22 protein-coding genes are annotated in these 20,847 nt (G+C 65.6%); 9 read left to right on the top strand and 13 right to left on the bottom strand.

What is annotated here, in order from left to right; all coding sequences use genetic code 11:
- Positions 1-108: 108 nt before the first annotated feature.
- The 4 genes from ABV518_RS09290 to ABV518_RS09275 all read right to left on the bottom strand — a co-directional run bounded on the left by ABV518_RS09290 (position 109) and on the right by ABV518_RS09275 (position 5,501).
- Complete coding sequence (locus ABV518_RS09290; protein ID WP_367766684.1) at positions 109-1,017, bottom strand: NAD(P)-dependent oxidoreductase; 909 nt, start codon at positions 1,015-1,017, stop codon at positions 109-111.
- A 5-nt stretch (positions 1,018-1,022) separates the two neighbouring features.
- Complete coding sequence (locus ABV518_RS09285) at positions 1,023-2,942, bottom strand: TRAP transporter large permease subunit (RefSeq protein ID WP_367766683.1); 1,920 nt, start codon at positions 2,940-2,942, stop codon at positions 1,023-1,025.
- Positions 2,943-3,023: 81 nt separating this feature from the next.
- Positions 3,024-4,055, bottom strand: coding sequence for a DctP family TRAP transporter solute-binding subunit (locus ABV518_RS09280; RefSeq protein ID WP_367766682.1), 1,032 nt, complete (start codon positions 4,053-4,055; stop codon positions 3,024-3,026).
- A gap of 93 nt (positions 4,056-4,148) precedes the next feature.
- Positions 4,149-5,501: an NAD(P)H-dependent oxidoreductase gene (locus ABV518_RS09275; protein WP_367766681.1), complete on the bottom strand. Its 1,353-nt coding sequence runs from the start codon at positions 5,499-5,501 to the stop codon at positions 4,149-4,151.
- Positions 5,502-5,750: 249 nt separating this feature from the next.
- Between ABV518_RS09275 and ABV518_RS09270 the strand changes: the two genes are divergently transcribed.
- From ABV518_RS09270 to ABV518_RS09235, 8 genes are all read left to right on the top strand, one after another.
- Positions 5,751-6,785, top strand: a complete 1,035-nt coding sequence (locus tag ABV518_RS09270; protein ID WP_367766680.1) for a LacI family DNA-binding transcriptional regulator — start codon at positions 5,751-5,753, stop codon at positions 6,783-6,785.
- A gap of 11 nt (positions 6,786-6,796) precedes the next feature.
- A complete protein-coding gene (locus ABV518_RS09265) occupies positions 6,797-7,108 on the top strand; it encodes a putative quinol monooxygenase (RefSeq protein ID WP_367766678.1) in 312 nt (103 codons plus the stop codon).
- A complete protein-coding gene (locus ABV518_RS09260; protein ID WP_367766676.1) occupies positions 7,108-7,620 on the top strand; it encodes a gluconokinase in 513 nt (170 codons plus the stop codon). Before ABV518_RS09265 ends, ABV518_RS09260 begins: the two co-directional genes overlap by 1 nt.
- Positions 7,621-7,697: 77 nt before the next feature.
- Positions 7,698-7,991 carry a hypothetical protein gene (locus tag ABV518_RS09255; RefSeq protein WP_367766675.1) on the top strand — a complete coding sequence of 98 codons (294 nt, stop codon included), beginning with the start codon at positions 7,698-7,700 and terminating at the stop codon, positions 7,989-7,991.
- Positions 7,992-8,105: 114 nt separating this feature from the next.
- Entirely contained in the window at positions 8,106-8,882 is a 777-nt protein-coding gene (locus tag ABV518_RS09250; protein WP_367766674.1) for an SDR family oxidoreductase, read from the top strand.
- Between the two features lies 1 nt (position 8,883).
- Positions 8,884-9,951, top strand: a complete 1,068-nt coding sequence (locus ABV518_RS09245; protein WP_367766673.1) for an L-idonate 5-dehydrogenase — start codon at positions 8,884-8,886, stop codon at positions 9,949-9,951.
- A gap of 33 nt (positions 9,952-9,984) precedes the next feature.
- On the top strand, positions 9,985-10,194 hold the full coding sequence (locus tag ABV518_RS09240; RefSeq protein WP_367766672.1) for a hypothetical protein: 210 nt from the start codon (positions 9,985-9,987) through the stop codon (positions 10,192-10,194).
- 1 nt (position 10,195) lies between these two features.
- Positions 10,196-10,696, top strand: a complete 501-nt coding sequence (locus ABV518_RS09235) for a hypothetical protein (protein WP_367766670.1) — start codon at positions 10,196-10,198, stop codon at positions 10,694-10,696.
- 9 nt (positions 10,697-10,705) lie between these two features.
- Here ABV518_RS09235 and ABV518_RS09230 read toward each other — a convergent pair whose 3' ends face one another.
- The 9 genes from ABV518_RS09230 to ABV518_RS09190 all read right to left on the bottom strand — a co-directional run bounded on the left by ABV518_RS09230 (position 10,706) and on the right by ABV518_RS09190 (position 18,962).
- On the bottom strand, positions 10,706-11,296 hold the full coding sequence (locus tag ABV518_RS09230) for a TetR/AcrR family transcriptional regulator (RefSeq protein ID WP_367766669.1): 591 nt from the start codon (positions 11,294-11,296) through the stop codon (positions 10,706-10,708).
- A 30-nt stretch (positions 11,297-11,326) separates the two neighbouring features.
- Positions 11,327-11,941: a TetR/AcrR family transcriptional regulator gene (locus ABV518_RS09225; RefSeq protein ID WP_367766668.1), complete on the bottom strand. Its 615-nt coding sequence runs from the start codon at positions 11,939-11,941 to the stop codon at positions 11,327-11,329.
- Between the two features lie 5 nt (positions 11,942-11,946).
- Positions 11,947-13,116 carry a pyridoxal phosphate-dependent aminotransferase gene (locus ABV518_RS09220; protein ID WP_367766667.1) on the bottom strand — a complete coding sequence of 390 codons (1,170 nt, stop codon included), beginning with the start codon at positions 13,114-13,116 and terminating at the stop codon, positions 11,947-11,949.
- Between the two features lie 79 nt (positions 13,117-13,195).
- Positions 13,196-13,999 (bottom strand): SDR family oxidoreductase, encoded by an 804-nt coding sequence (locus tag ABV518_RS09215; RefSeq protein ID WP_367766666.1) that lies wholly within the window; start codon positions 13,997-13,999, stop codon positions 13,196-13,198.
- A 130-nt stretch (positions 14,000-14,129) separates the two neighbouring features.
- Positions 14,130-15,173 carry a biotin-dependent carboxyltransferase family protein gene (locus ABV518_RS09210; protein ID WP_367766664.1) on the bottom strand — a complete coding sequence of 348 codons (1,044 nt, stop codon included), beginning with the start codon at positions 15,171-15,173 and terminating at the stop codon, positions 14,130-14,132.
- Positions 15,157-15,975, bottom strand: a complete 819-nt coding sequence (locus ABV518_RS09205; RefSeq protein WP_367766663.1) for a carboxyltransferase domain-containing protein — start codon at positions 15,973-15,975, stop codon at positions 15,157-15,159. The genes ABV518_RS09210 and ABV518_RS09205 overlap by 17 nt, the downstream gene beginning before the upstream one ends.
- Before the next feature lie 61 nt (positions 15,976-16,036).
- Entirely contained in the window at positions 16,037-16,840 is an 804-nt protein-coding gene (locus ABV518_RS09200; protein WP_367766662.1) for a LamB/YcsF family protein, read from the bottom strand.
- Positions 16,841-16,931: 91 nt separating this feature from the next.
- The gene (locus ABV518_RS09195; RefSeq protein ID WP_367766661.1) at positions 16,932-18,281 is read right to left on the bottom strand and encodes an MFS transporter; all 1,350 of its coding nucleotides are present in this window, start codon (positions 18,279-18,281) and stop codon (positions 16,932-16,934) included.
- Positions 18,282-18,329: 48 nt separating this feature from the next.
- The gene (locus ABV518_RS09190) at positions 18,330-18,962 is read right to left on the bottom strand and encodes an RraA family protein (protein ID WP_367766660.1); all 633 of its coding nucleotides are present in this window, start codon (positions 18,960-18,962) and stop codon (positions 18,330-18,332) included.
- Positions 18,963-19,259: 297 nt separating this feature from the next.
- On the opposite strand from ABV518_RS09190, the gene ABV518_RS09185 reads away from it, so the two are divergent.
- Entirely contained in the window at positions 19,260-20,840 is a 1,581-nt protein-coding gene (locus ABV518_RS09185) for an ABC transporter substrate-binding protein (protein ID WP_367766659.1), read from the top strand.
- Positions 20,841-20,847: the final 7 nt, after the last annotated feature.

Raw genomic sequence — 20,847 nt, 5'->3', positions numbered from 1 at the left:
CTGTCCGGTGAATGGCACCGAGAAAAGGACCTTCCTCCGACACACAGTGAACCAGTAAGTCGTCCACGGCACAGCGGCGCCCGCAAGGCCAGCTGGAATGCCGTGGGCTTAGGAGCGGATGGTGCGGTAGATCCCTGTGTGGTCCAGGTCGCCCTCACCTGCCGCGACCATGTTTTCGAACGCGTTTTGAAGGCACGCAGCCAGCGGGAGTTGCAGTCCCTTATGCCCTGCGATTTCAGTGATGAACCTGAGGTCCTTCAGCTGGTTTTTGGCTGATCCGCCGCCTTCGAAGTCCTGGTCGATCCATCGTCGTCCTTTTTGCGCGAGAACCTCGGAGTTGGCCAGGCCGCCGGCGAGCACCGACTGGACCTTCGCCAGGTCCAGTCCTGTTGTGGCTGCGAGGGCCATGGCTTCGGCCAGGGCCGTTACGGTAGCCGCGACAACGATCTGGTTGCAGGCCTTCACGGTTGACCCTGCACCGGTTTCGCCGAACCACACCACTGTGGAGCTGTAGAGCTCGAAGATAGGTGTCACGATTTCCACCGCGTTCCGGGGCCCGCCGACCATGATGCTCAGCCGTCCTTCCTCAGCACCTATGGTTCCACCGCTCAGGGGGGCGTCGACGACGGCGACCCCCCAGTTGCGCTGGCAGTCGTCAGCAAACGCTGCGACGGCCACCGGTGATACGGTCCCGTGGATCACGAGGATTGGATCCTCGATTCCGGCAGCTTTCCATCCGTGCAGGAGCCCGTCCTCGCCGTGCAGCAGCTCCTCGAGCTGGGGGAGATCAGGCAATACAGTAAGGACGATGTCCCTCGCTGCGTCGGCAGGGGTGGTGGCGAGGGTGCCGCCTTCAATCGCCCGGGCCTTTTCCGGGGTGCGGTTCCACAGGGTGAGTGGAACGCCTTGATCAAGGATGTTTCGTGCGATGGGGGCGCCCATCGGTCCGGTGCCCAGGAGGGCAACGGACCGAAGGGCGCCGGGCAGTAGAGCCTGCTCAGGTATCGGCGTCGTCATGTGGCTTAGAAGGGGATAAGTCCGGCGAGGGCGGGCAGGAACGTGCTGAACCACGGGACGGCGGCGAGGACGAGTAGCCCGAGGAACACGGCGATGAGGTATGGCCAGAAGTGTTTGAGGCTTCGTTCCACGGTTTCGTGTGCTGTTGCGCAGGCCACGTAGAAGCCAACGCCGGCCGGTGGCGCGAACGAGCCGATGCCCATGGAGATGATGAGGACCATGGCGTACTGCACGGGGTTGACGCCGAAGTCGATGGCGATCGGGAGAAGCAGCGGCGCGAAGATCAGGACGGCCGGGAGGCCTTCGAGCAACTGGCCCATGATGATCAGGAGCACGATGGTGAACAGCATAAAGAGCAGCGGTGAATCGCCGAGTCCGGACATGAGGTCGTGGATCTGCTGGGACACCCCGGCAAGGGCGAGGGTCTGGGCCAGCGGTGAGGCTGCGGCGATGATGAACAGCACCATGCCCGCCGTCGTAGTGGTTTCCCGCAGAGTGTCACCGAGAAGGCGCTTGCTTCCGCGCCGATAAGCGGCGGCCAGGATGAAGGCGTACGCCACGGCCACGGAGGACACTTCGGTGGGGGTGGCGAAGCCGCTGAGGATTCCAACCACCATGCCGACAGGGAGCAGCAGTGTGGGGATGGCGAAGAAGGTGGCTGATCCGCGGGCCTTCCAGGTAGCCTTCGGGCTGGCGATGCCGCCCTGTTTGCGTGCGCGGAGGAAGACGAGTGCCATGACGACCAGGGCCAGGAACGCGGCAGGAACGAAACCGGCGAGGAACAAGGTGGTGGTAGAGATCGTGGTGATCGATCCCAGGATGAGCAGCACGATGCTCGGCGGGATTGTTTCGCCCATGATCGCAGAGGCCGACAGGACGGCGACGACTTCTCCGCGGGGGTACTTTCGCTCTTCGAGCATGCCGCGCATGGTGGTGCCGACGGCTGCGACGTCTGCGACTTTTGATCCGGAAATGCCGGAGAAGATGTACATCGTGACCACGACGACCTGCAGGAGTCCGCCACGGAGGTGTCCGATGAGTGCATCGACGAGCCTGGCGAGGGGAAGGGTCAGGCCGGCGGAGTTCATGACCGTTCCGGCGAGGATGAAGAACGGGATGGCGAGGAGGACGAAGCCCTTGGCACCGGAGGCCATGCCGATCGGGATGGCGCTGACCTCGGAGATGCCGCCGAGGAAGAGATAGATTCCCGAGGCCAGGGCGAGAACAAAGGCGATGGGCAGACCCAGGAAAAGCAGGATGAACAGGATGGCCAGGACCACTGCGAGGAGAACGTTCGGGGAGGCGTAGTAAAAGAGCGGCGGGGCCAGGAGGACGAGGACGAACAGGACTGCCGTCATGCCCGCGGCAACGAGTACGGGACGGCGTTCCTGGCGCGACAGTTTGAGGATGGCGAACCAGGCGATGAGGAGCATGCCGACCGAGAAGGGCAAGGAGACCCAGAACACGGGCAGCTGCAGGATCGGCGTCTTTTCCTCGATCTGCTGGACCAGGGTGGGGACGAAGAGCGCGAAGGTGCCGGCGCTCATGACCAGGACGAGGCAGTCGACGAGGGCAGCCAGGTAGGGCTTCCAGGCCACAGGGAGCCTCATGATGAGTGCCTGGACGGACATGTGCGCGCCCTTGGGGTAGGCGATCGCACCGCCGATGAAGGCGATGGTCAGCAGCGCGATTTCGGATGCTTCCTGGGTCCAGAGGACCGAGTCCCCCGTAACGACCCGGACCATGATGTTGAGCAGGATGACGAGGAGCTCGGCGATGATCGCCGCGCCCACGATCCATTCGAGGGCTTTGTCGAACCAGACAGCGCCGCTCCAGCGCGGCGGGACGTGGCCATGGTGCAGGATCTCTTCGGCGTCTGAGGGGATGACCTCCTCAATCTCCTCGGGGGTGATGACGTGTTTCATATGGCTTTCCAGACTGTCGACGTTGAGAGCGGGGATGTGTTGGGCGGGCCCGGGGAGCCTGGGCTCCCCGGGCCTTGGGTGCTACTTGCTGGCGGTGAAGGCGATGGCCTTATCGAAGAACTCTTTGCCGATCAGTGTGGAGAATGTCGGGTAGAGGCTTTCAGAGGCGGCTTTGAATTCCTTGAGGCCCGAGGCGCTGACCTCGTTGGCCTGCATGCCCTTGGCTTTCAGCTCGTCCAGCTGCTTCTTGGACTGCTCGGCGTCGTACCCGGTCTTGAAGGTGGCGGTCTCTTCCGAGGCTGCGGTGAGGGCCTTCTTCTGGTCCTCGGACAGTGTGTCCCACTTTTTGGAGGACAGGGCCAGGACCCAGGCGTCGTTGATGTGGTTGGTCAGCGAGACGTACTTCTGGACCTCGGAGAACTTGTTGGTCCATGGTACTTCGATGGGGTTTTCCTGCCCATCGATGGTTCCGGTCTGCAGGCCGGTGAAGACCTCGGAGAATGCCATGGTGGTGGGGCTGGCACCGAGCTTGCTGAAGTAGTCGGTCCACAGCGGGTTGCCCGGGACACGGATCTTCAGGCCCTTGAGGTCCGAGGGCTGCTCGATGGGGCGGACGGAGTTCGTGATCTCGCGGCCGGTCCGGGTCAGGAAGCTGAGGGCGACGGTGTCCTTCGCGGCCAGTTTCTCTTTCAGGGCCTTGCCGGGCTCGCCCGTCAGGAAGGCGGCCTCCTCGGTGGTGTCCTTGAAGAGATAAGGGATGCTGATGGCGTTCATTTCCGGCACAACGGCGGCATACACGGAGGTCGAGAGGATCAGGGCGTCCAGCGAACCGCCCTGCAGGCGTGTCACCGCAGCGTTCTGGTCTCCGCTGAAGCTCGTTCCGTTGGGAACAACCGTGACGGTGACGGAACCGTTGGAGCTCTTTTTGACCTGGTCAGCAAAGTGCTGGGCCGAGACGCCCACGGAGGACGTGAGCGGGTCAGGGATGGAGAGCTGGATCTTGGCCGGCGGAGCCCCGCCCCCGGAGGGGGCTCCGCCGGCGCATCCGGCGAGGACGGTGGCTGCCAGTGTGCAGGCCAGCACTCCGGTAAGGGCGCGGGTGGTGGTATTCATGTGATGCCTTTCTTCGTTGGAAGGAGTCTTGTCCGGAGGCGTGAACGACATCAACTGTTGTTCATTGCCGCGCCCGGTGTGGTGCGAGGAGGATCAGGCGGTAACCGCGGATTCGGAGACGAGCGCCTCGGTTTCCCGGCGGAGCTCCAGCGCCTGGGCGAGGGAGTCGTCCATGATGACGTCATCCCATCCGACGATCCCGCCCTTGGCGATGTCGTTGCGCAGTTCCACGTGGTGGGCCAAAGCCACAGGGAGGGCGCCGGTAGCAACGGAATGCTTGGCCGACACCAGCTGGCCCCAGACCGTGTACCCGCCTTCGCCGTCAAGGAATTCACCGGCCTTGAGGTCCTTCTTCGCCGTGGCCACAACGTCGCCGAAGAACCCGATCGGCGAACCAGTGGCGATCCCGCGGAGGGCAGCGTTAGCGATGGACACATTCAGCTCCAGGCCCACGTAGTGGTACGGGCGGTACAGCGCCGCGTACTGGCCGGTGGGGTCCGGGTGCCACGGGTACTCGGTGAAGCAGCCGGAGACGTAGTCGTTCGTGGCCTTGACCACCACGAACACGCCCTCCTGCGTGTTGTGAGGGATCCAAGTGCCGTCGCGCTCAACGCTGGACATGACCTCGACGCTCCCGCCGTTGGCGAGGACTCCGCCGACCTCGGCAGGGCGGCAGATGGTGGCGATCTGCTCGACGTCCCCCGGCGTAAACGTCAGTCCGGTGTCGGAGGGAACCAGTCCGGCGCCGTTGGCAACAGCGGCCATCTCAATTGAGGCTTTGGTGCCGTCACGGAAAGAGGTGTGCATGTAAGGGTTCAGCTGCCCGGAGTCGGTCAGCTCCTTGGAGAACTCCCAGTTCTCCCAGACGTTGTCAGGGTTCATCTCGTGATAGTGCTCAAGGAACTTTGCACCCTTGCCGGCACAGACAACGTCAAAGCCGCTGGTCCGGGCCCAGTCGACAAGTTCCATGATCAGCGCCGGTTGGTCACCGTACGCCATGGAGTACACCACGCCGGCAGCTTCTGCGCGCCTGGCCAGGGCAGGACCGGCCAGGGCGTCTGCCTCGACCGTGACCATGATGATGTGCTTCTTAGTCTCAATGGCTCGCAATGCGTGCTTGACCCCGACGATCGGGTTGCCCGTCGCTTCGACGATGACGTCGATGTCGACATCAAACAGCTCGTCAGCGTTGGCGATAATCGCCGTGGTGCGGTCCCGCAGGGCCGAGGCGACGTCCGGCGCGATCTGGCCCTTGGGCCATCCGACCAGATCGAATGCGCCTTCCGCACGCTTGACGTTGATGTCGGCGATCGCCACCACATGGATCCCGGGGATGTTGTTTGCCTGGGCCAGGTACATGGTGCCATAGCGGCCGGCTCCGATGAGTCCGACGCGAACGGGGCGGCCTTCCTGCTCGCGGTCGCTAAGGAGTTTATGGAGGTTCATGGGGATCTCTCTGATTGACGTTCCGCATCGAGAAGGACCCTCCACCGAAAGCGGTGGAGCAACTTCGTCGTCGCAAACTGGAAATTTATGACCGGAGTGGAACCGGTTCCACATTTGTACCAGTCGGTGTTAGGCTGTGTCAACAGTCACACCGAAACGCAGTCAATGGTTTCTCGGGCCACGGCCCCAGGGCCGATGATTAGCTTGAGGCGACCAACCACCAGCCCATGACCTCAAGGAGGAGGAGCAGTGAAAAAAGCACCCACCATCCGCGACGTCGCGGCGACAGCGGGAGTCTCAGTCTCGGTCGTATCCCGTGTCCTGAACCCCGAGTCAGGTCCGGTAGCGCCAGCCAAACGCGAAACGGTCTTGAGGGTCATCGACGAGCTTGGGTACCGGCCCCGGGCCGCTGCCCGCGAACTGAGCGTCGGCCACACCCCCACGATCGGGCTGGTGGTCGCAGACCTGGCCAACCCCTTCTTCGCACAGCTCGCGGACCGCATCGTCTGGGAAGCCCGCGGCCACGGCGTGCAGGTGATGGTCATGACCACCCAGGAGGACCCGCACCTCGAGGCGGACTCCCTCGACACCCTCCTGGACCGATCCGTAGGAGGAGTCATCGCCACACCCACCGGCGCGAACGTTGAAAAGTGGGCACGCCTGCAGTCCCTGGGCGTGAACGTGGTCTTCGTTGACCGCACCATCCCGGAACTCTCAGGTGTCGACGTCGTAAGCATTGAAAACGTGGGCTCCGCCCGCCGCGCCACCGAACACCTGCTGGGCCTCGGCCACAAGCGGATCGGCCTCATTTCCGGCCCCGTCAGCACCTCCACGGGCCGGTCGAGGATCCAGGGCTACCAAAGCGCCCATGAAAACTTCTCGATCAGTGTGGACCCGCAGTTGGTGCGGGATGTCCCGTTCCGTGGCGACGGCGGAGGTGACGCCGTCGGATCCCTTCTTGCCCTCCCCGACCGCCCCACCGGCCTCATTGTGGCCAACACGGCACAGGTCCAGAGCTCAGTGCGTCGCCTCGTGCAGATGGGCACCAGCATTCCTGGCGATCTCTCGGTCATCGTCTTTGACGACAATCCTTGGACGGAACTGACAAGCCCTCCCCTGAGCGCGATACGCCAGCCCATCGACATGCTCGCTGTGCACTCCCTGGAACTGGTGCTGGGACGGATGCAGGGCAAACTCCCCGCAGCCCCCCGCACGATCGAAGTCAACGCCGACTTCGTCCCACGCAGCAGCTGCGCACCGCTGCTGCTCTCCCCTACCCGATAAGGAAAACCACCATGACCGTTATTGTTACCGCCGTATTCACGCCCAAGGACGGGGCGTTCAACCAGGTTTCCTCCGCGCTCTCCCCCGCCATCGCCGAAGTGCACGAGGAGCCCGGATGCCAGCTCTACGCCATCCATGAGGCACCTAACGGGCAGATCATCATGATCGAAAAGTGGGAATCAGCCGAACTGCTCGACGCCCACGGCGCAGGAGAGCCCGTCAAACGCCTCAACGCCGCACTTGAGGGCCTCCTGCAGGGACCCGTCGAGGTCACCCGGCTCTCGCCGATCCCCGCCGGAACAACACAGCAGGGGTCGCTCTGATGCGTCCCGTCCTTGTTGTGATGGGCGTGTGCGGGGCAGGAAAATCAGCGATAGGTGCCGAGCTGGCCCTGCGGCTCGGCGCCACATTCGTCGACTCCGACTCGCTGCACCCTCCCGCCAACGTCGCAAAGATGGCTGCAGGTAACCCGCTGACCGACGAGGACCGGTGGCCCTGGCTCGAACTCGTGGGGGCCGAGCTGGCCTCAGACCACACCGATGGAATCGTCGTGGCTTGCTCGGCGCTCAAACGCGCCTACAGGGACGCAATCAGGGCCAAAGCACCCTCTGCGGCATTCGTTCAACTCAACGTCGATCTCCCCGTTCTCGAAAGCCGGGTGGCACACCGACCCGGACACTTCATGCCCCCGACACTCCTCAGCTCCCAACTGGAAACCCTCGAGCCCCTTGAAGCCGACGAGGCCGGACTAACCGTTGACACCCAGGAAGGCATCGAGGCAACCGCCGACGACGTCATCTCCCAGCTCCGCAGTGTCCGTCCCATTCACAGCTAACCACGGCCCCAAACTCGCCCTATTTAGCGTGGGTTCTGACGGCTGGTCTTTGCCCAGGTTTCCCCGAGCAGGGCGCGGTGCTCGACGGCGGTCTGGCGGTGGAGGGCGCGGCCGGCGTCGGTGAGTTCCAGGTACAGGGAGCGCCGGTCATCTTCGCAGGACTGGCGGGAAATGAGTCCGGCTTAGTACTGGCCGATGATGAACGCCACTGCACCGATGGCGCCGATGGGTGCCACCCGCATGACCCAGGTCATGATTTTGAAAAGACCGCCAGGACCTCCATCACGCTGAACCACAATACGGAAATGTTTCATCGCAAGGCGGAAACTGCGCGGCCAGCCGGCAGTCGGCATCACTCACAAAAACAATAATCTTCTCGCAAATGAGAAATAGTTCTTGACTCTGTGCATGCCCCGCCGTAGGCTCGAAGAGGCGCTGAAGCACACAGATGACAGCCAAGAGAACTTCGAGAAGGGGCACCCTCCATGGACCACCCATCACCCTTTGACCTCACCGGGCGAACAGCCCTGATCACGGGATCAAGCCGGGGCATCGGGAAGGCCCTGGCCGGCGGCCTGGCCAGGGCCGGAGCCGCCGTGGTGCTCCACGGCCTGGACCCGGCCCGACTGGAAGCCACCAGGAAAGAACTGGCCGGAACTTTCGGTGAGGACAAGGTGGGTGCCGTCTCATTCGACATCACCGCAGAGGATGCCGTTGCCGCGGGAGTTGCCCATGCCGAAGCCACCTACGGGCCGCTGGACATCCTGGTGAACAACGCCGGCATCCAGCACCGGGTGCCCCTGCTGGAGCTCGACGTCGCCGACTGGAACAGGGTGCTCGCCACCGACCTGACCAGCGCCTTCCTGGTAGGCCGCGAAGCCGCCCGCCGGATGCTGGAGCGCAAGCGCGGCAAGATCATCAACATCGGCTCCGTCCAGTCAGACCTCGCCCGCCCCACGATCGGCGCGTACACCGCGGCGAAGGGCGGACTGCGCAACCTCACCCGCGCCATGACCGCCGAATGGGCCGGCCAGGGACTGCAGATCAACGGCATCGCCCCCGGCTACATCCACACCGAAATGACCCAGCCCCTGGTGGACGACGAGGCCTTCAACTCATGGATCCTCGGCAGGACGCCGGCAGGCCGCTGGGGAACCGTGGACGACCTGTCCGGGCCGGTCACCTGGCTCGCCTCGGACGCGTCCAACTACGTGAACGGACAAACAATCTTCATCGACGGCGGAATGACAGTGGTGGTCTGACATGGCAACAACAACAGCGCCAACAACCAACCCGGTAACAGGCCCCGCCGTCGTCGTCCACGGCGTCGGCGACCTACGGATCGAAACCTTCGAGCATGCAGCGCCCGAACCCCACGAAGCCGTGGTGGACATCGCCTACGGCGGAATCTGCGGCTCCGACCTGCACTACTGGCTGCACGGCGCGGCCGGCGAATCCATCCTGCATGCCCCGCTGGTGCTGGGCCACGAAGTGGTGGGCACGGTGGTCCAGGCGGCCGCCGACGGCTCCGGCCCGGCCGCCGGCACAGACGTTGCCGTCCACCCCGCCACCCCGGGCGGGGATGGCGTCCGCTATCCCGCGGACAGGCCCAACCTGTCCCCCGGCTGCACCTACCTGGGCAGCGCCGCCCGTTTCCCGCACACCCAGGGCGCTTTCAGCCGGTATTCAGTCCTGCCCGCCAGGATGCTCCGGCCGCTCCCTGCTGGACTGCAGCTGCGCGCAGCCGCCCTTGCCGAACCCGCCAGCGTCGCCTGGCACGCGGTCTCGCAGGCAGGCGACCTCACCGGCAAGCGAGTCCTGGTCATCGGCAGCGGTCCGATCGGAAGTCTGATCGTGGCAGTGGCCAAGCGCGCAGGCGCAGCCGAAATCATCGCCGTCGACATGCATGAAGCTCCCCTCAGGATTGCCCGGGCCGTAGGGGCCACAGGCACCATCCTGGCCACGGACGCCGAGGCCATCGAAGCCGTCCAGGCCGACGTCGTGCTGGAATCCTCCGGAAACCACCGCGGCCTGGCCTCAGCACTCCGCGGCGCCATGCGCGGCGGCAAAGTGGTCATGGTGGGGCTCCTGCCCAGCGGAGACCAGCCCGTCCCGATCTCGCTGGCCATCACCCGGGAACTCGAACTCGTCGGTTCGTTCCGCTTCAACAACGAAATCGACGACGTACTCACCGCCCTCGCAGACGGCTCGCTGTACGTGGACCCGGTGGTCACCCACGAATTCCCGTCATCGGAGGCACTGGACGCCTTCGACCTTGCCAAGGACCCCACCCGGTCCGGCAAGGTCCTCATCTCGTTCCGCGACCAATAACAGCTGCACTCCCCAGGCATCAGGAGCAAGACAATGATTCAGACTTTCAAAGCACCCACCCTGCGCTGCCGGCCCCTCCGGGCCATGACGGCGGGCACCGGGACGCACTGCCCGGCCAGCGGCCGGTGGAGCCCGAACGGCGAAGTACAGGACGGCCAGGTGTTCTTCGAGGGCAGCCTCATGCCTTCCTTTGACGGCGCACCGGTGGTGTGGGTCCTGGCCCCGGAAGCGGACAAGCACTAACGTGGCCGGCCAGCCGCTGCGGGCCGGCCGGCGCCGCCGGTTCGAACCCATCGACCAGGAAACGCTCCGCCACGAACTGGCACTGAACCGCCAGCAGGTGGCACAGGCGGACAGCAGCGTCCGCGGCGCCCTCCGGCTGCGGAACGACACCGTAGCCCAGGCCCTGGCCGACGGCGTCCCGGTGGCCAGGATCGCCGACGCCGCAGGAGTCAGCAAATTTGAGGTTCGACGGCGGATTGGCGCCGGCTACACGGAGCTGCAGCCCGCAGGCTGGCCGGCCGAAACGCACCTCGACGCGATCCGGGGCCGCACGCAGGCCCTGGCTGCCGCCGTCGAGCATAAGAGCGCGCTGGAAGTACGACGCCGGTCCCTCACCGTGATGGCACTGAAGACAGACCAGCTGGACCTCTTCGAAGTCGCATCCCTGGCCGCTGTACCGCCCGAGCGGATCCGCAGCGAGATGCGCGGGATAACGCTCCGGAGCGTACGGCTGGCTAACTAAGCCCGAAGTTCAGCCCTTGGCCGCCGACTTGTTTTCGTCCCAGCCGATCAGGGCACCCCTAAGCGCGGCGACCAGCCGTTCAGTGGCCTGCTTCTTGTTCAGGCCCACGGTGTTGATCAGGTCCAGGATTTCGCGGGGATCGAAAAGGATGTTCCACAGGAACATGGCCTCGTCCCCCAGCGGGCTCAGGCCCAGCTCGGCGCATGCTTCTTCCAGCGGGCGCTGCAGCGCCTCGGCCTGGACTGTGAGGTAGAAGGCTCCGGTCCGCAGCCGGGCGAGATACCCCTCGCCGGAGCGCGTGTACAGCATGGCACCGCCGTGCTTGACCACCAGGTCCACCCATTTGCGGCTGACCGCTTCGAGCAGCTCAAGGCCGCCGGTGGTCTGCTTGAGGCTGTAGTCCCGCAGCTTGTGGCCCACGTTGAAGCGGTACTCGGCCAGGACATCCTCGACGGATGCGAAATGCCGGTACGCCGTGGCCGTGGAGATCTCGGCGTGCTTGGCGATGTCCGTCATATTGATGGGCCCCCGCCGGGCGGCAAACAGCGCACCGGCCGCGTTGACCAGTTCCCTGCGATTACGTTGGGTATCGCTTCGCATTCCCGGGCCCCTTTCTGTTGCGTACCAAGCTTATTGCCTGTGCCCGCCGATCGGGCCGCACCAGCCCTTCAAGGCCCCCACCAGCGTGGCTACGAGCCGCCGGGCGGTCTCGTCGGGACTCAGTCCCAGCGTTTCGATCAGGTCGAAGATCTCGCGCGGATCGAAGAGAACATTCCACAGGAACATGGCCTCATCGCCGGGATCGTCCACGCCGAGTTCCAGGCACGTGTCCCTGAGCGCTGCGCTCAGGGCATCGGCCTGGACCGTCAGGTGCGTGGCGCCCGTGCGCAGCCGCGCCAGGTAGCCTTCGCCGGACCGGGTGTGGACCATCGCGCGGCCGTGGGTCACCACCAGGGTGACCCACTTGTTGCTGACGAGGCGCAGCAGCTCCAGCCCGGTGGCCTGCTGCTGCTGACTGAAGTCCAGGAGTTCGCTGCCGACGTCGAACCGGAACCGGGCCAGGACGTCATCGACGGAGGCGAAATGGCGGTACGCGGTGGCGGTCGAGACCTCGGCGGCCCGGGCAATGTCCGCCATGGTGGCCTGGCGGCCCTCGGCGAACAGCTTTCCGGCGGAACGGATGATGAGCTTCCGGTTGCGCAGTGTATCGCTGCGCAACCCGGGAGCTGCGCTGGTGGTGGCCAACACTGCTACTTCAAGGCTGCGAGGCCGGCTGCGAGCCGTTCCACGCCGGCGGTGATGGCCTCGGCACTGGCGGCGTAGGAGAGCCGCAGGTGGTGCTCGCCGTTGCGGCCGAACTCGCTGCCGGGACGGACTGCCACGCCGTGGCCGCGCAGGTGCGCCACCATCTCGGAAGCCGGCAGGTCGGCGTCGTACTTCGGGAAAAGGTAGAACGCACCCTCCGGTGAGCTGACCGTGAGCCCCGGGATGTTCTTCAGGGCGTTGTACATCAGTTCGCGGCGGAACTCGTAGGAAGCGTGCATCCGCTCGATGTCCGGGCCGCAGGTCTGCAGCGCGGTCAGGGCGGCGAGCTGGACTGCCGTGTTCATGGAGCCGTTGAAGGTGTTGTGGACCCTCGCGGCGGAGGCGATGACGTCAGCGGGACCCCAGAGGTAACCCACCCGCCAGCCGGTCATGGCGTAGCTCTTGGAGAAAGTCTGGCAGTAGATGGTGCGGCCCGCGAGGCCCTCGATTTCCAGGGCGGACGTGAACGGCTCCGGCGTGTAGACCAGGTCGCTGTAGGCCTCGTCGGAGAGAACCAGGATGTCGGTGCCGGCCACCATCGTGGCCAGGGCTTCGAGCTCGGCTCGGGAGTGGACGATTCCGGTGGGGTTGGACGGGTTGCAGAAGACAAACATCTTCGCCCCGTGGAGGGCACCGGCCAGCGCTTCCAGGTCCCAGTGCAGGTCCTCGGCGAGGGGCACCGGAACGATCGTGCCGCCGGCCATGCTGACCAGGTCCGCGTAAAGGGAGTAGGTGGGATCCGGGATGACCACCTTGTCGCCCGGGTTGACGGTGCCCAGGATCGCGGCGGCCAGTCCGGCCGTGCCGCCCTGGGTGATGAGGACATCGTTGGTGCTGACGGGGGACCCCAGCAGGGCTCCGATCCGCACGGCCAGTTCGTCGCGCAGGACCAGCTCGCCGAGCAGCGGCGAGTAGTGGGTGTAGCCGTCCTGCAGTGCCTTCGCGGCGGCGTCGCGTACCTGCTGCGGGGTGTCAAAGTCCGGTTCGCCCATGGCCAGGGACACCAGGTCGCCGCTGGACTGCGGCTGCTGGACGCGCAGCGACGTCTGGAGCACGCGCTGGACGGCGTCGGAAGGACGGAAGCTGAGGATGCTGGGTGCTGCAGGAGTGGTCACGACGGTGTCCTTTCAGACAGGGAGGCAGAGGGTAATCAGGGGCGGCGGAAGGATCCGGCCGCTTTTGCTTGGGGCCGCGTTACTTGAGGGTTTGCGGGAGGTCTGATTCGGGGGCGCCGGTCCAGCGGCTGATTTCGATGTCCCCTGAGGTGTCGCGCTGCACGGTGGGGGCGATGACCAGTTCCTGGACCACCGTCCGCTGCGGCAGCGTTGCCACCAGGTGGATGGCCCGGGCCACGTCCTCCGGCTGGACCATGGCGTCCCGTTCCTCCTGGCGCGGCGGGCGGGCCCGGTTGTCCAGGATGGGCGTGGCCGTCTCACCCGGGAGGATGGTCACGGCGCGCAGCCCCTCGTTGCGGAACGTGGTGTGCAGGTACGTCATGAAGTTCCGCACTGCCGCCTTGGCAGCGCCGTACGCGGCGCCGCCCAGCAGGTTCGGCGTCACGGCGGCAAGCGAGGAGACGGTGATGATGGAGCCGGTGTTGCGGCTGAGCATGTCCGGCAGCACCGCCTGCGTGAGCAGGAAAACGGCGTTCAGGTTTACGTCCAGGACCTGGTTCCATTCCTCTTCGGCGATCCAGCGCACGTTCAGGACCTTGCTGGCGCTGCCGGCGTTGTTGATGAGGATGTCCACCAGGCCCACGTTTTCGTGGATCCATGCCACCAGGGCGTCCACTTCGGCCTTGCTGGCGATGTCTGCGGTGCGGACGTAGGACTTGCCGCCGTCGGCTGAAATCTCGGCGGACAGCTCGTCCAGCACGTCCTGCCGGCGGCCAACGAGCACCATGGTGGCGCCTTCGGCGGCGAGCAGCTTGGCCGTTTCGCGGCCCATGCCGGTGCCGGCGCCGGTGATGATGGCAACCTTGCCATTCAGAAGCTCCATGATGCGTCTCTTTCGTCCGGCACGCTGCGGGAGGCAGCGCGGCAGTGGCAGCCGGTTAACCCGGCTAAAACAAGAACCAAATTAGATATGAGAATAGTTTCTCATTTGAAACTGGGGGCGTCAACCCTTTTCAGGCTGCGCGGGTGCTGGGCGGCATGGCGGGATCCGCGGCCTCCGCGACCGGAAGCCCGACGGCGGCGAACAGGTTACGCACGCGTTCCTCCAGCACGCAGAGCAGCCGCTGCTGTTCACGCCAGCGTTCGACGGCGGCCTCCTGGTTGACCCAGCGGAAGGTCATCTTCCGCCCGGGGCTGGCCTGGCCCAGGAGCGGCAGCGAGGCCTTTGTCGCCACCGCCACGATGGGGTAGCCGGCCGTCAGGGTGCGTGAGCGGCCCAGGATGATCAGTTCGTCGCCGTGCGGGATCTCGAACGCGCCGATCGGTACGCCGTGCGACACGATCTCACCCAGCCCTTCAGGGTGGATGACCGGTCCGTCCAGGCGGAGGCCCACGTGGTCGGATTTTCCGCCCACGGTGTAGACGCTGCTGCTCAGGAGCTCCCGGATGCCGGGGGTCCTGTCCGTTTCCGGCCCGTCCACCACCTCAACCGTCCAGACGTCGGCGCTGAAGTCGGGCACCGGAACCGGCAGCCTGAACAGCGGCTGGCCAAGGTAGGGCTGGCTGAAGCCCCGGTACCGGCTGGCGAGCGCCACCTGCTGGCCCGCAGCCAGACGCTGCGGGAACCCCATCCGGGATTCCGGCGCCGCGCTGCCCATGAACCGCGGGGCGTCCAGGTCGCCGCTGAAGGCCAGGTAATTGCGCATGCCTCCGGTTGCCTTGGAGATCACCACTTTGGTCCGGGCCGGCACGCATACCGGCTGCCAGAGGGGCACAGGAACTCCCCCGACAGTTACTTCCGCCGGCGTTCCGGTGATGGAGATGAAGATGTCATGCGACGGGGTGAAGACGAAGCGTCCGCCCATGATTTCCAGCAGGCCGGCGCCGCGGCGGTTGCCCACCAGGATGTTGGCAGTGGCTGCGGAATGCTGGTCGGCGGCGCCGCCGCAGGGGACTCCCATGAACTCGGAGTCCTCGCGGCCCAGGTCCTGGAACGTGGACAGCCAGCCGGCCTCGCTGATGGTGAGGGTGACCGCCTGCTCAGGCTTCGCTGCCATGGGTGGCGCCTTCCTGAATTCGTTCGGGCTGCTGGAGTGCGGACTGTTGGTCTGCGGGCGGTGCGGGCCGGAGGAACCGGCCTTCCAGCTCCGCCCAGCCGCTTTCGGGGATGACCGTGAACCTGACCCTGTCCCCCGGCCGGTAGGAGGTTGCGGGATCCTCCCGGATATCGCACACGGTCAGGGGCGTGCGGCCGATCACCTTCCAGCCGCTGGGTCCCGGGAACGGCTGGATGATGGCGCTTGTGCCGGCCACCATGACCGAACCGGGGGCAACGTCGGTCCGGGGCTCGGCGCATCGGCTCACCTGGCCCGGGAACCTAACCCCGGCCATCATGGGCGCCATCGCGGCCGCCAGCAGGTTGATGGTGAGCACGGACGAGGTGAGCGCCTCAAGCGCGGCTTCCTGGCTGAGTCCCAGTTCATCGGCCACCCCGGGAAGGTCCGGTGCAAACTCCTCGCTGACCACCATGGGGACCACAAAATCCCTCGCGCCCGGGGCCGGCCCGGTGTCCTGCAGTCCCAGCCCGGCCACTGCGAGCCGGACCGTCTGGGCGAGCTGGCCGTGGCTGACCGCCAGGCAGTCGAACTCCACCAGCAGCGATTCCGCGCCCGCGACCAGGTTCAGCACCCCGTACGGCCGGACCTCCAGCAGGATGTCCCGCAGCCTCCTGGCGCCGGCCCGCCGGACCTCGGGGTCGTCGTCGGCGATGCTCAGCATCAGCGCTGAATCGCCAAACGGATGCGCCTCAATGCCCGGTGTCCGGCTGAGGTTCGCGGCTGGCGGTGGTTGCGTGGTCATATGTCCTGCTCGGTGGTGCGGGCGGCGGTCAGGGTCGGACGGGCCAAGGCGGAAGCGGCCGTCAGGCCGCGGCCGCCTTGGCTTTCTCGGCGAGGACTTCCTGCAGCCCGGTCGCCTTGACGCCGGCTTTCTCCAAAGCCGCGCGGAGGGCGGTGCCGTTCTCCAGGACCTGGGGGTGGTCGCCATGGAGGAGGACGACGTCGGCATCGTGGCCCAACGGGACCACCTTGCCGGTGACGGCGCGGACGGTTCCCTCGGTGACCACCTGGACAACGCGGCGGCCGATCTCTTCGGGATCGTGCAGCAGGGCGCCTTCGCTGTTGCGGGAGACCGGCATGCCGTCCTCGCCGTAGCCGCGGTCCGCCAGGAAGACGTAGCCTACTTCGAGGCCGCGCTTGCGGGATTCGTCGGCCAGCAGGCCGTTCTGGCAGATGACGATGTAGGACGGGTCGTACGCCTTGATGGCGTCCGTGATGGCCCGGGCGTGCTTGGCGTCCGTCTGGGCGATGCTGCCCATCCGGCCGTGCGGTGCAACGTGGCTGATCTTCCCGCCGTGGATGCGGGCGAAGGCGTCCAGCGCGCCGATCTGGTAGAGGACGTCCGTGCGGATTTCCTCTTCGCTGGCCTCGATCAGGCGCCGGCCGAAGCCCACCAGGTCGGGGTAGCCGGGGTGGGCGCCGAGCTCGATGCCGCGCTCCACGCAGGACTTCACGGTGGCGTCCATAACGCGCGGGTCGCCGGCGTGGAAGCCGCAGGCGATGTTCGACGCCGTGACCAGGCCCAGGAGGGCCTCGTCGTCGCCGATGCTGTAATTTCCGTAGCTTTCGCCGAGGTCTGCAACGACGGCGACTGAATTGATGCTCAAGGTGACTCCCGGAGGTTCTTGGTGTTGTGCTGGATGGGCCAACGACGGCGACCGGCCGGCAATGGCGGCAGGCCGCCGTCGTCCGTGTTTGCTAGTGCGTCTGGAGCGGCTGCCCCTTGGTTTCCTTCAGGAAGTACACGGACGTGAGCGTGATGATCGCCGTGCCGATCGCGGCGTAGGCCGGGACCATGCTGTTGCCGGTGGACTTGATGATCTCGGTCATCACCAGCGGGGCGCTGCCGCCGAAGATGATGGTGCTGATGCTGAAGCCGATGCTGTACGCGCTGTAGCGGACCGTCGTCGGGAACATTTCGGTCAGGACGGTGTGCACGACGGCGGCGTGGCCGGAGAAGGCGATGGCCATCACCACGGTGGCGATGCAGGCCAGCAGCATGTTGCCGGTGGTGATCATCGCGAACATCGGGTAGGACACCAGGGCCATCAGGACGGCGGACGCGGCGAGGACGGGCTTGCGGCCGATCCGGTCGGAGAGGCGGGCCATCAGCGGGATGCTGATGATGATGGCCACGAGGCTGACGGCGGTCACCATCAGGGCCTGCACCATGGTGAAGTTGTTGCCCGTGCCCAGCTGGGTCTTGAGGTATGTGGGCATGTAGGCGAACAGGAGGTAGTAGCCGGGGCCGTTGAGGGCGGGCAGGAAGATGGTCAGCGCGATGGCCTTCAGGTGGCGCTTGGAGGTGAAGACGGCCTTCAGCGGGTTGCGTTCCACTTCGTTGCGTTCACGCAGGGCGGCGAAGTGCGGGGTGTCTTCCATCTTGGACCGGATGTAGTAGCCCACGTAGCCCAGCGGAAGCGCGAACAGGAACGGGATGCGCCAGGCCCAGGATTCCATGGTGGCATCGCCTAGGGTGGTGATGAGGGTGGCGGAGAGTGCGCTGCCGAACAGCAGGGCGCAGAAGGAGCCCACGGCGATGAAGCTCATGGAGTAGTTGCGGTGCTTGTTGTGCGCGTACTCACCGACGAACGCCATGGCGCCCGCCACCTCGCCGCCGGCGGAGAAGCCCTGCAGGATGCGGAACAGGATAAGGAGGGCCGGAGCCGCCCAGCCGATCACCGATGACGACGGGATGAGGCCAATACATGCTGTGGCCCCGGAGATCAGGAGCAGCAGGACGGCCAGGAGGTTCTTGCGGCCCAGCTTGTCGCCCAGGAAGCCGCAGATCACGCTGCCGAAGGGCCGGGCGAGGAAGCTGACCAGGAAGCCGACGTTGGTCAGCAGCAGGGATCCGAGGTCCTTGGACCCCATGATGTTGATGGCCAGGTACGTGGTCAGCAGACCGTAAATTCCGTAGTCGTACCATTCCACGAAGGAGCCCATGGTGCCGGCGATGGTCGCCTTGCGCACCATCTTGCCGTCAGCGGTGACAACCTTGATTTGTGCGGTATTCAGTTCCACTGAGTCCGTCGATGCAGTAGTCATTAGGTCTCTCTTAGTCTAGGGCTGGTCCTTGGCGCGGAGAAGCGCAGGTCAGCTGTATTCGCGGGTGATTTCGGCCGTCATTTCGGCCTCGTGGGCGGCAACAGCGATGACGCGTTCCAGGATTTCGGCCGCACGGGCCGCAGGAATGATGACGACGCCGTCATCGTCTGCGGCGACGATGTCACCGGCGGCGCACACGATGCCGCCGATGGCCACCGGTTCGCCGATAACGCCGGGGCCGTTCTTGAACGGGCCGGCGGGGGTGACGCCGCGGGCGAAGACCGGGAACTTGATTTCGCTGATCGTGTGGCGGTCGCGGATGTAGCCGTCGATCACGGCGCCGGTGGCGCCGGCAGCCTCGAAGCGCTGGGACAGCTGCTCGCCGATCAGGGCACGGTGTTCGTGGCCGAAGCCGTTGATGACCATCACGTCGCCGGGCTGGATGTAGTTCAGGGCCTCGATGACCGCCGCGTTGTCGCCCGCAGCACCCAGGACGGGCAGTGCCGAGCCGACGCAGTGGGCGCCTTCCCAGACCGCGCTGATGCCGCCGTCGACAATTCCCAAACGCTCCATGGCATCCCCGATGTTGGCCACGGGGAACGCAGCGAAGGCTTCCACGAGTTCCTTGGGAAGCCGGGTCCAGGTGGCCTTGCGGACCGTGAGCTCGAGTGTTGTTGCCATTGTTGTCACCTTTGGTTGGTTCGGTGGGTTGCGCCCTCCTCGTCGACTGGAGGCCAGTCAGATGAGGCGGCTGTCACATATGAGAAAAGTTTCGCGTTTCAAATGCGATTCGTCAAGGGGGTCCATTGGATTGGCCCAAATAAGTCGGGCGATTGTTGCCAGCAGGTAAATTGCGGCAGCCCCCAGGTAACGGCTGTGTGTCAGCTCACAAAAACCCGTTGACTTGGCAAGCTGAATAAGAGAAACTCTTCTCATTCGCGAACTCTCTCGCAGATCCCGTTGTATCGAGGAGACACCATGCACGGAAAAATTACCGCCCTGGCCGCAGCCGCGGCGGCAGCAGCGTTGCTGCTGACCGGCTGCACCACCGGCAGCGGCACCACCAGCACCGGGACCGGCGGAAGCGCAGGCCCCTCCACGGACACCATCCGGACCGCGCTGAACTCGGACCCCACCACGTTCAACGCCGCCAAGGCCAACGCCAAGGACGACTACGAAGTAGCCCGCTTCCTCTTCGACACCGTGGTGCGCCGCGATGCGGACGGCAAATTCATCGGCGGCCTGGCCACCGAGTGGACCTCTACGGCCACGGACGCGTCACTGACCATCCGCAAGGACGCCACCTGCGCCGACGGCACGGTCATCACCCCCACCATCGTGGCCAAGTCCCTCACCTACTTCGCTGATCCCGCCACCAAGAACAACTTCGCCAGGCTCGTCTTCGGACCGGGCCAGCCCACCATCACGGCCGACGACGCCGCGGGCACCGTGGCGGTCAAGCTGGCCCAGCCCTGGTCCGAACTCATCGGCGGACTCACCCTGGCCCAGACCGGCATCATCTGCCCCGCCGGCCTCGCAGACCTCGAAGGCCTTGCCAAGGGTTCCGTGCAGGCCGCATTCTCCGGGCCCTACACCCTGACGAAGGCCAGCCACGGCGTCAGCTACGACATGACCCTGCGCGAGGACTACAAGGCCTGGCCGAAGTGGTCCAAGGCGCTCGAGGGAACGCCGGCCAAGACCGTGCGCTTCTTCCCCGGCGTCAACAAGACCACCGTGGCAAACCAGCTCCTCACCGGCGAAATGGACGTCTCGGACATCGCCCCGGCAGACACCGCCCGCTTTGAAGGCAACAAGGACTACACCGTCACCACGGTGCCCTTCGCCGGAATCTTCCTGCTCTTCAACCAGCGCGAAGGCAGCCCCTTCACGGACCCCGCCCTGCGCAAGGCCGTGGCCCAGCTGATGAACCAGCAGGCCTTCAACGCCGCCGCCTACGCCAACAAGGGAATCCCCTACACCTCCATCGTCGCCCCCACGGTGGCCTGCGCCCTCGAGGACAACTCGCACTTCACGAAGGAGGACGCAGACGCCGCCAAGGCAGTGCTCGCCGGCAAGACCTTCAAAATGGTGGGCACCACCAGCATCGGCCCGAACGGTGCAGGCAGCACCTACGTCCAGGAAGCCCTCCGGGCAGCCGGGGCCACCGTCAACCTGAGCCTCGTGGACAACGGCACCTGGGCCACCATGACCCAGACGAAGCCGGAGACCTGGGACCTGACCATCCAGGGCGACGCGAACTTCGTTGGCACCGTGGCAGCATCCCTGACCCGCATCGCCGGGGTCCCCACCGAGAAGGGCGGCCGCAACATCGGCGGCGGCGAGAACGCCGACATCCTGGCCGAAATCGCCACCGCACAGTCCGCCACGGACCAGGCCAAGCGCTGCGAGGCCTACGAACGGGCGCAGATCAGCATCCTGGAAGACAACGACATCGTCCCCTTCGTTGGCGAACCCCAGATCGTTGCCCAGCGTGCAGGATTCTCCATCCAGGCGCCGTCCGGCATCGTCGATTACGCCACCATGCGCATCACTAAGTAAGGCCAAG

This window comes from Arthrobacter sp. HS15c, assembly GCF_040812005.1.
GTDB lineage: Bacteria > Actinomycetota > Actinomycetes > Actinomycetales > Micrococcaceae > Arthrobacter.
Note: the sequence above shows the minus strand (reverse complement) of the source record. Positions and strands in the feature narration are given on the sequence as shown.

Bases quoted from the DNA above. Each gene is read 5' to 3' on its own strand.
- ABV518_RS09290 (WP_367766684.1), bottom strand. From the start codon at position 1,017: ATGACGACGCCGATACCTGAGCAGGCTCTACTGCCCGGCGCCCTTCGG.
- ABV518_RS09285 (WP_367766683.1), bottom strand. From the start codon at position 2,942: ATGAAACACGTCATCACCCCCGAGGAGATTGAGGAGGTCATCCCCTCA.
- ABV518_RS09280 (WP_367766682.1), bottom strand. From the start codon at position 4,055: ATGAATACCACCACCCGCGCCCTTACCGGAGTGCTGGCCTGCACACTG.
- ABV518_RS09275 (WP_367766681.1), bottom strand. From the start codon at position 5,501: ATGAACCTCCATAAACTCCTTAGCGACCGCGAGCAGGAAGGCCGCCCC.
- ABV518_RS09265 (WP_367766678.1), top strand. From the start codon at position 6,797: ATGACCGTTATTGTTACCGCCGTATTCACGCCCAAGGACGGGGCGTTC.
- ABV518_RS09260 (WP_367766676.1), top strand. From the start codon at position 7,108: ATGCGTCCCGTCCTTGTTGTGATGGGCGTGTGCGGGGCAGGAAAATCA.
- ABV518_RS09250 (WP_367766674.1), top strand. From the start codon at position 8,106: ATGGACCACCCATCACCCTTTGACCTCACCGGGCGAACAGCCCTGATC.
- ABV518_RS09245 (WP_367766673.1), top strand. From the start codon at position 8,884: ATGGCAACAACAACAGCGCCAACAACCAACCCGGTAACAGGCCCCGCC.
- ABV518_RS09240 (WP_367766672.1), top strand. From the start codon at position 9,985: ATGATTCAGACTTTCAAAGCACCCACCCTGCGCTGCCGGCCCCTCCGG.
- ABV518_RS09230 (WP_367766669.1), bottom strand. From the start codon at position 11,296: ATGCGAAGCGATACCCAACGTAATCGCAGGGAACTGGTCAACGCGGCC.
- ABV518_RS09215 (WP_367766666.1), bottom strand. From the start codon at position 13,999: ATGGAGCTTCTGAATGGCAAGGTTGCCATCATCACCGGCGCCGGCACC.
- ABV518_RS09210 (WP_367766664.1), bottom strand. From the start codon at position 15,173: ATGGCAGCGAAGCCTGAGCAGGCGGTCACCCTCACCATCAGCGAGGCC.
- ABV518_RS09205 (WP_367766663.1), bottom strand. From the start codon at position 15,975: ATGACCACGCAACCACCGCCAGCCGCGAACCTCAGCCGGACACCGGGC.
- ABV518_RS09195 (WP_367766661.1), bottom strand. From the start codon at position 18,281: ATGACTACTGCATCGACGGACTCAGTGGAACTGAATACCGCACAAATC.
- ABV518_RS09190 (WP_367766660.1), bottom strand. From the start codon at position 18,962: ATGGCAACAACACTCGAGCTCACGGTCCGCAAGGCCACCTGGACCCGG.
- ABV518_RS09185 (WP_367766659.1), top strand. From the start codon at position 19,260: ATGCACGGAAAAATTACCGCCCTGGCCGCAGCCGCGGCGGCAGCAGCG.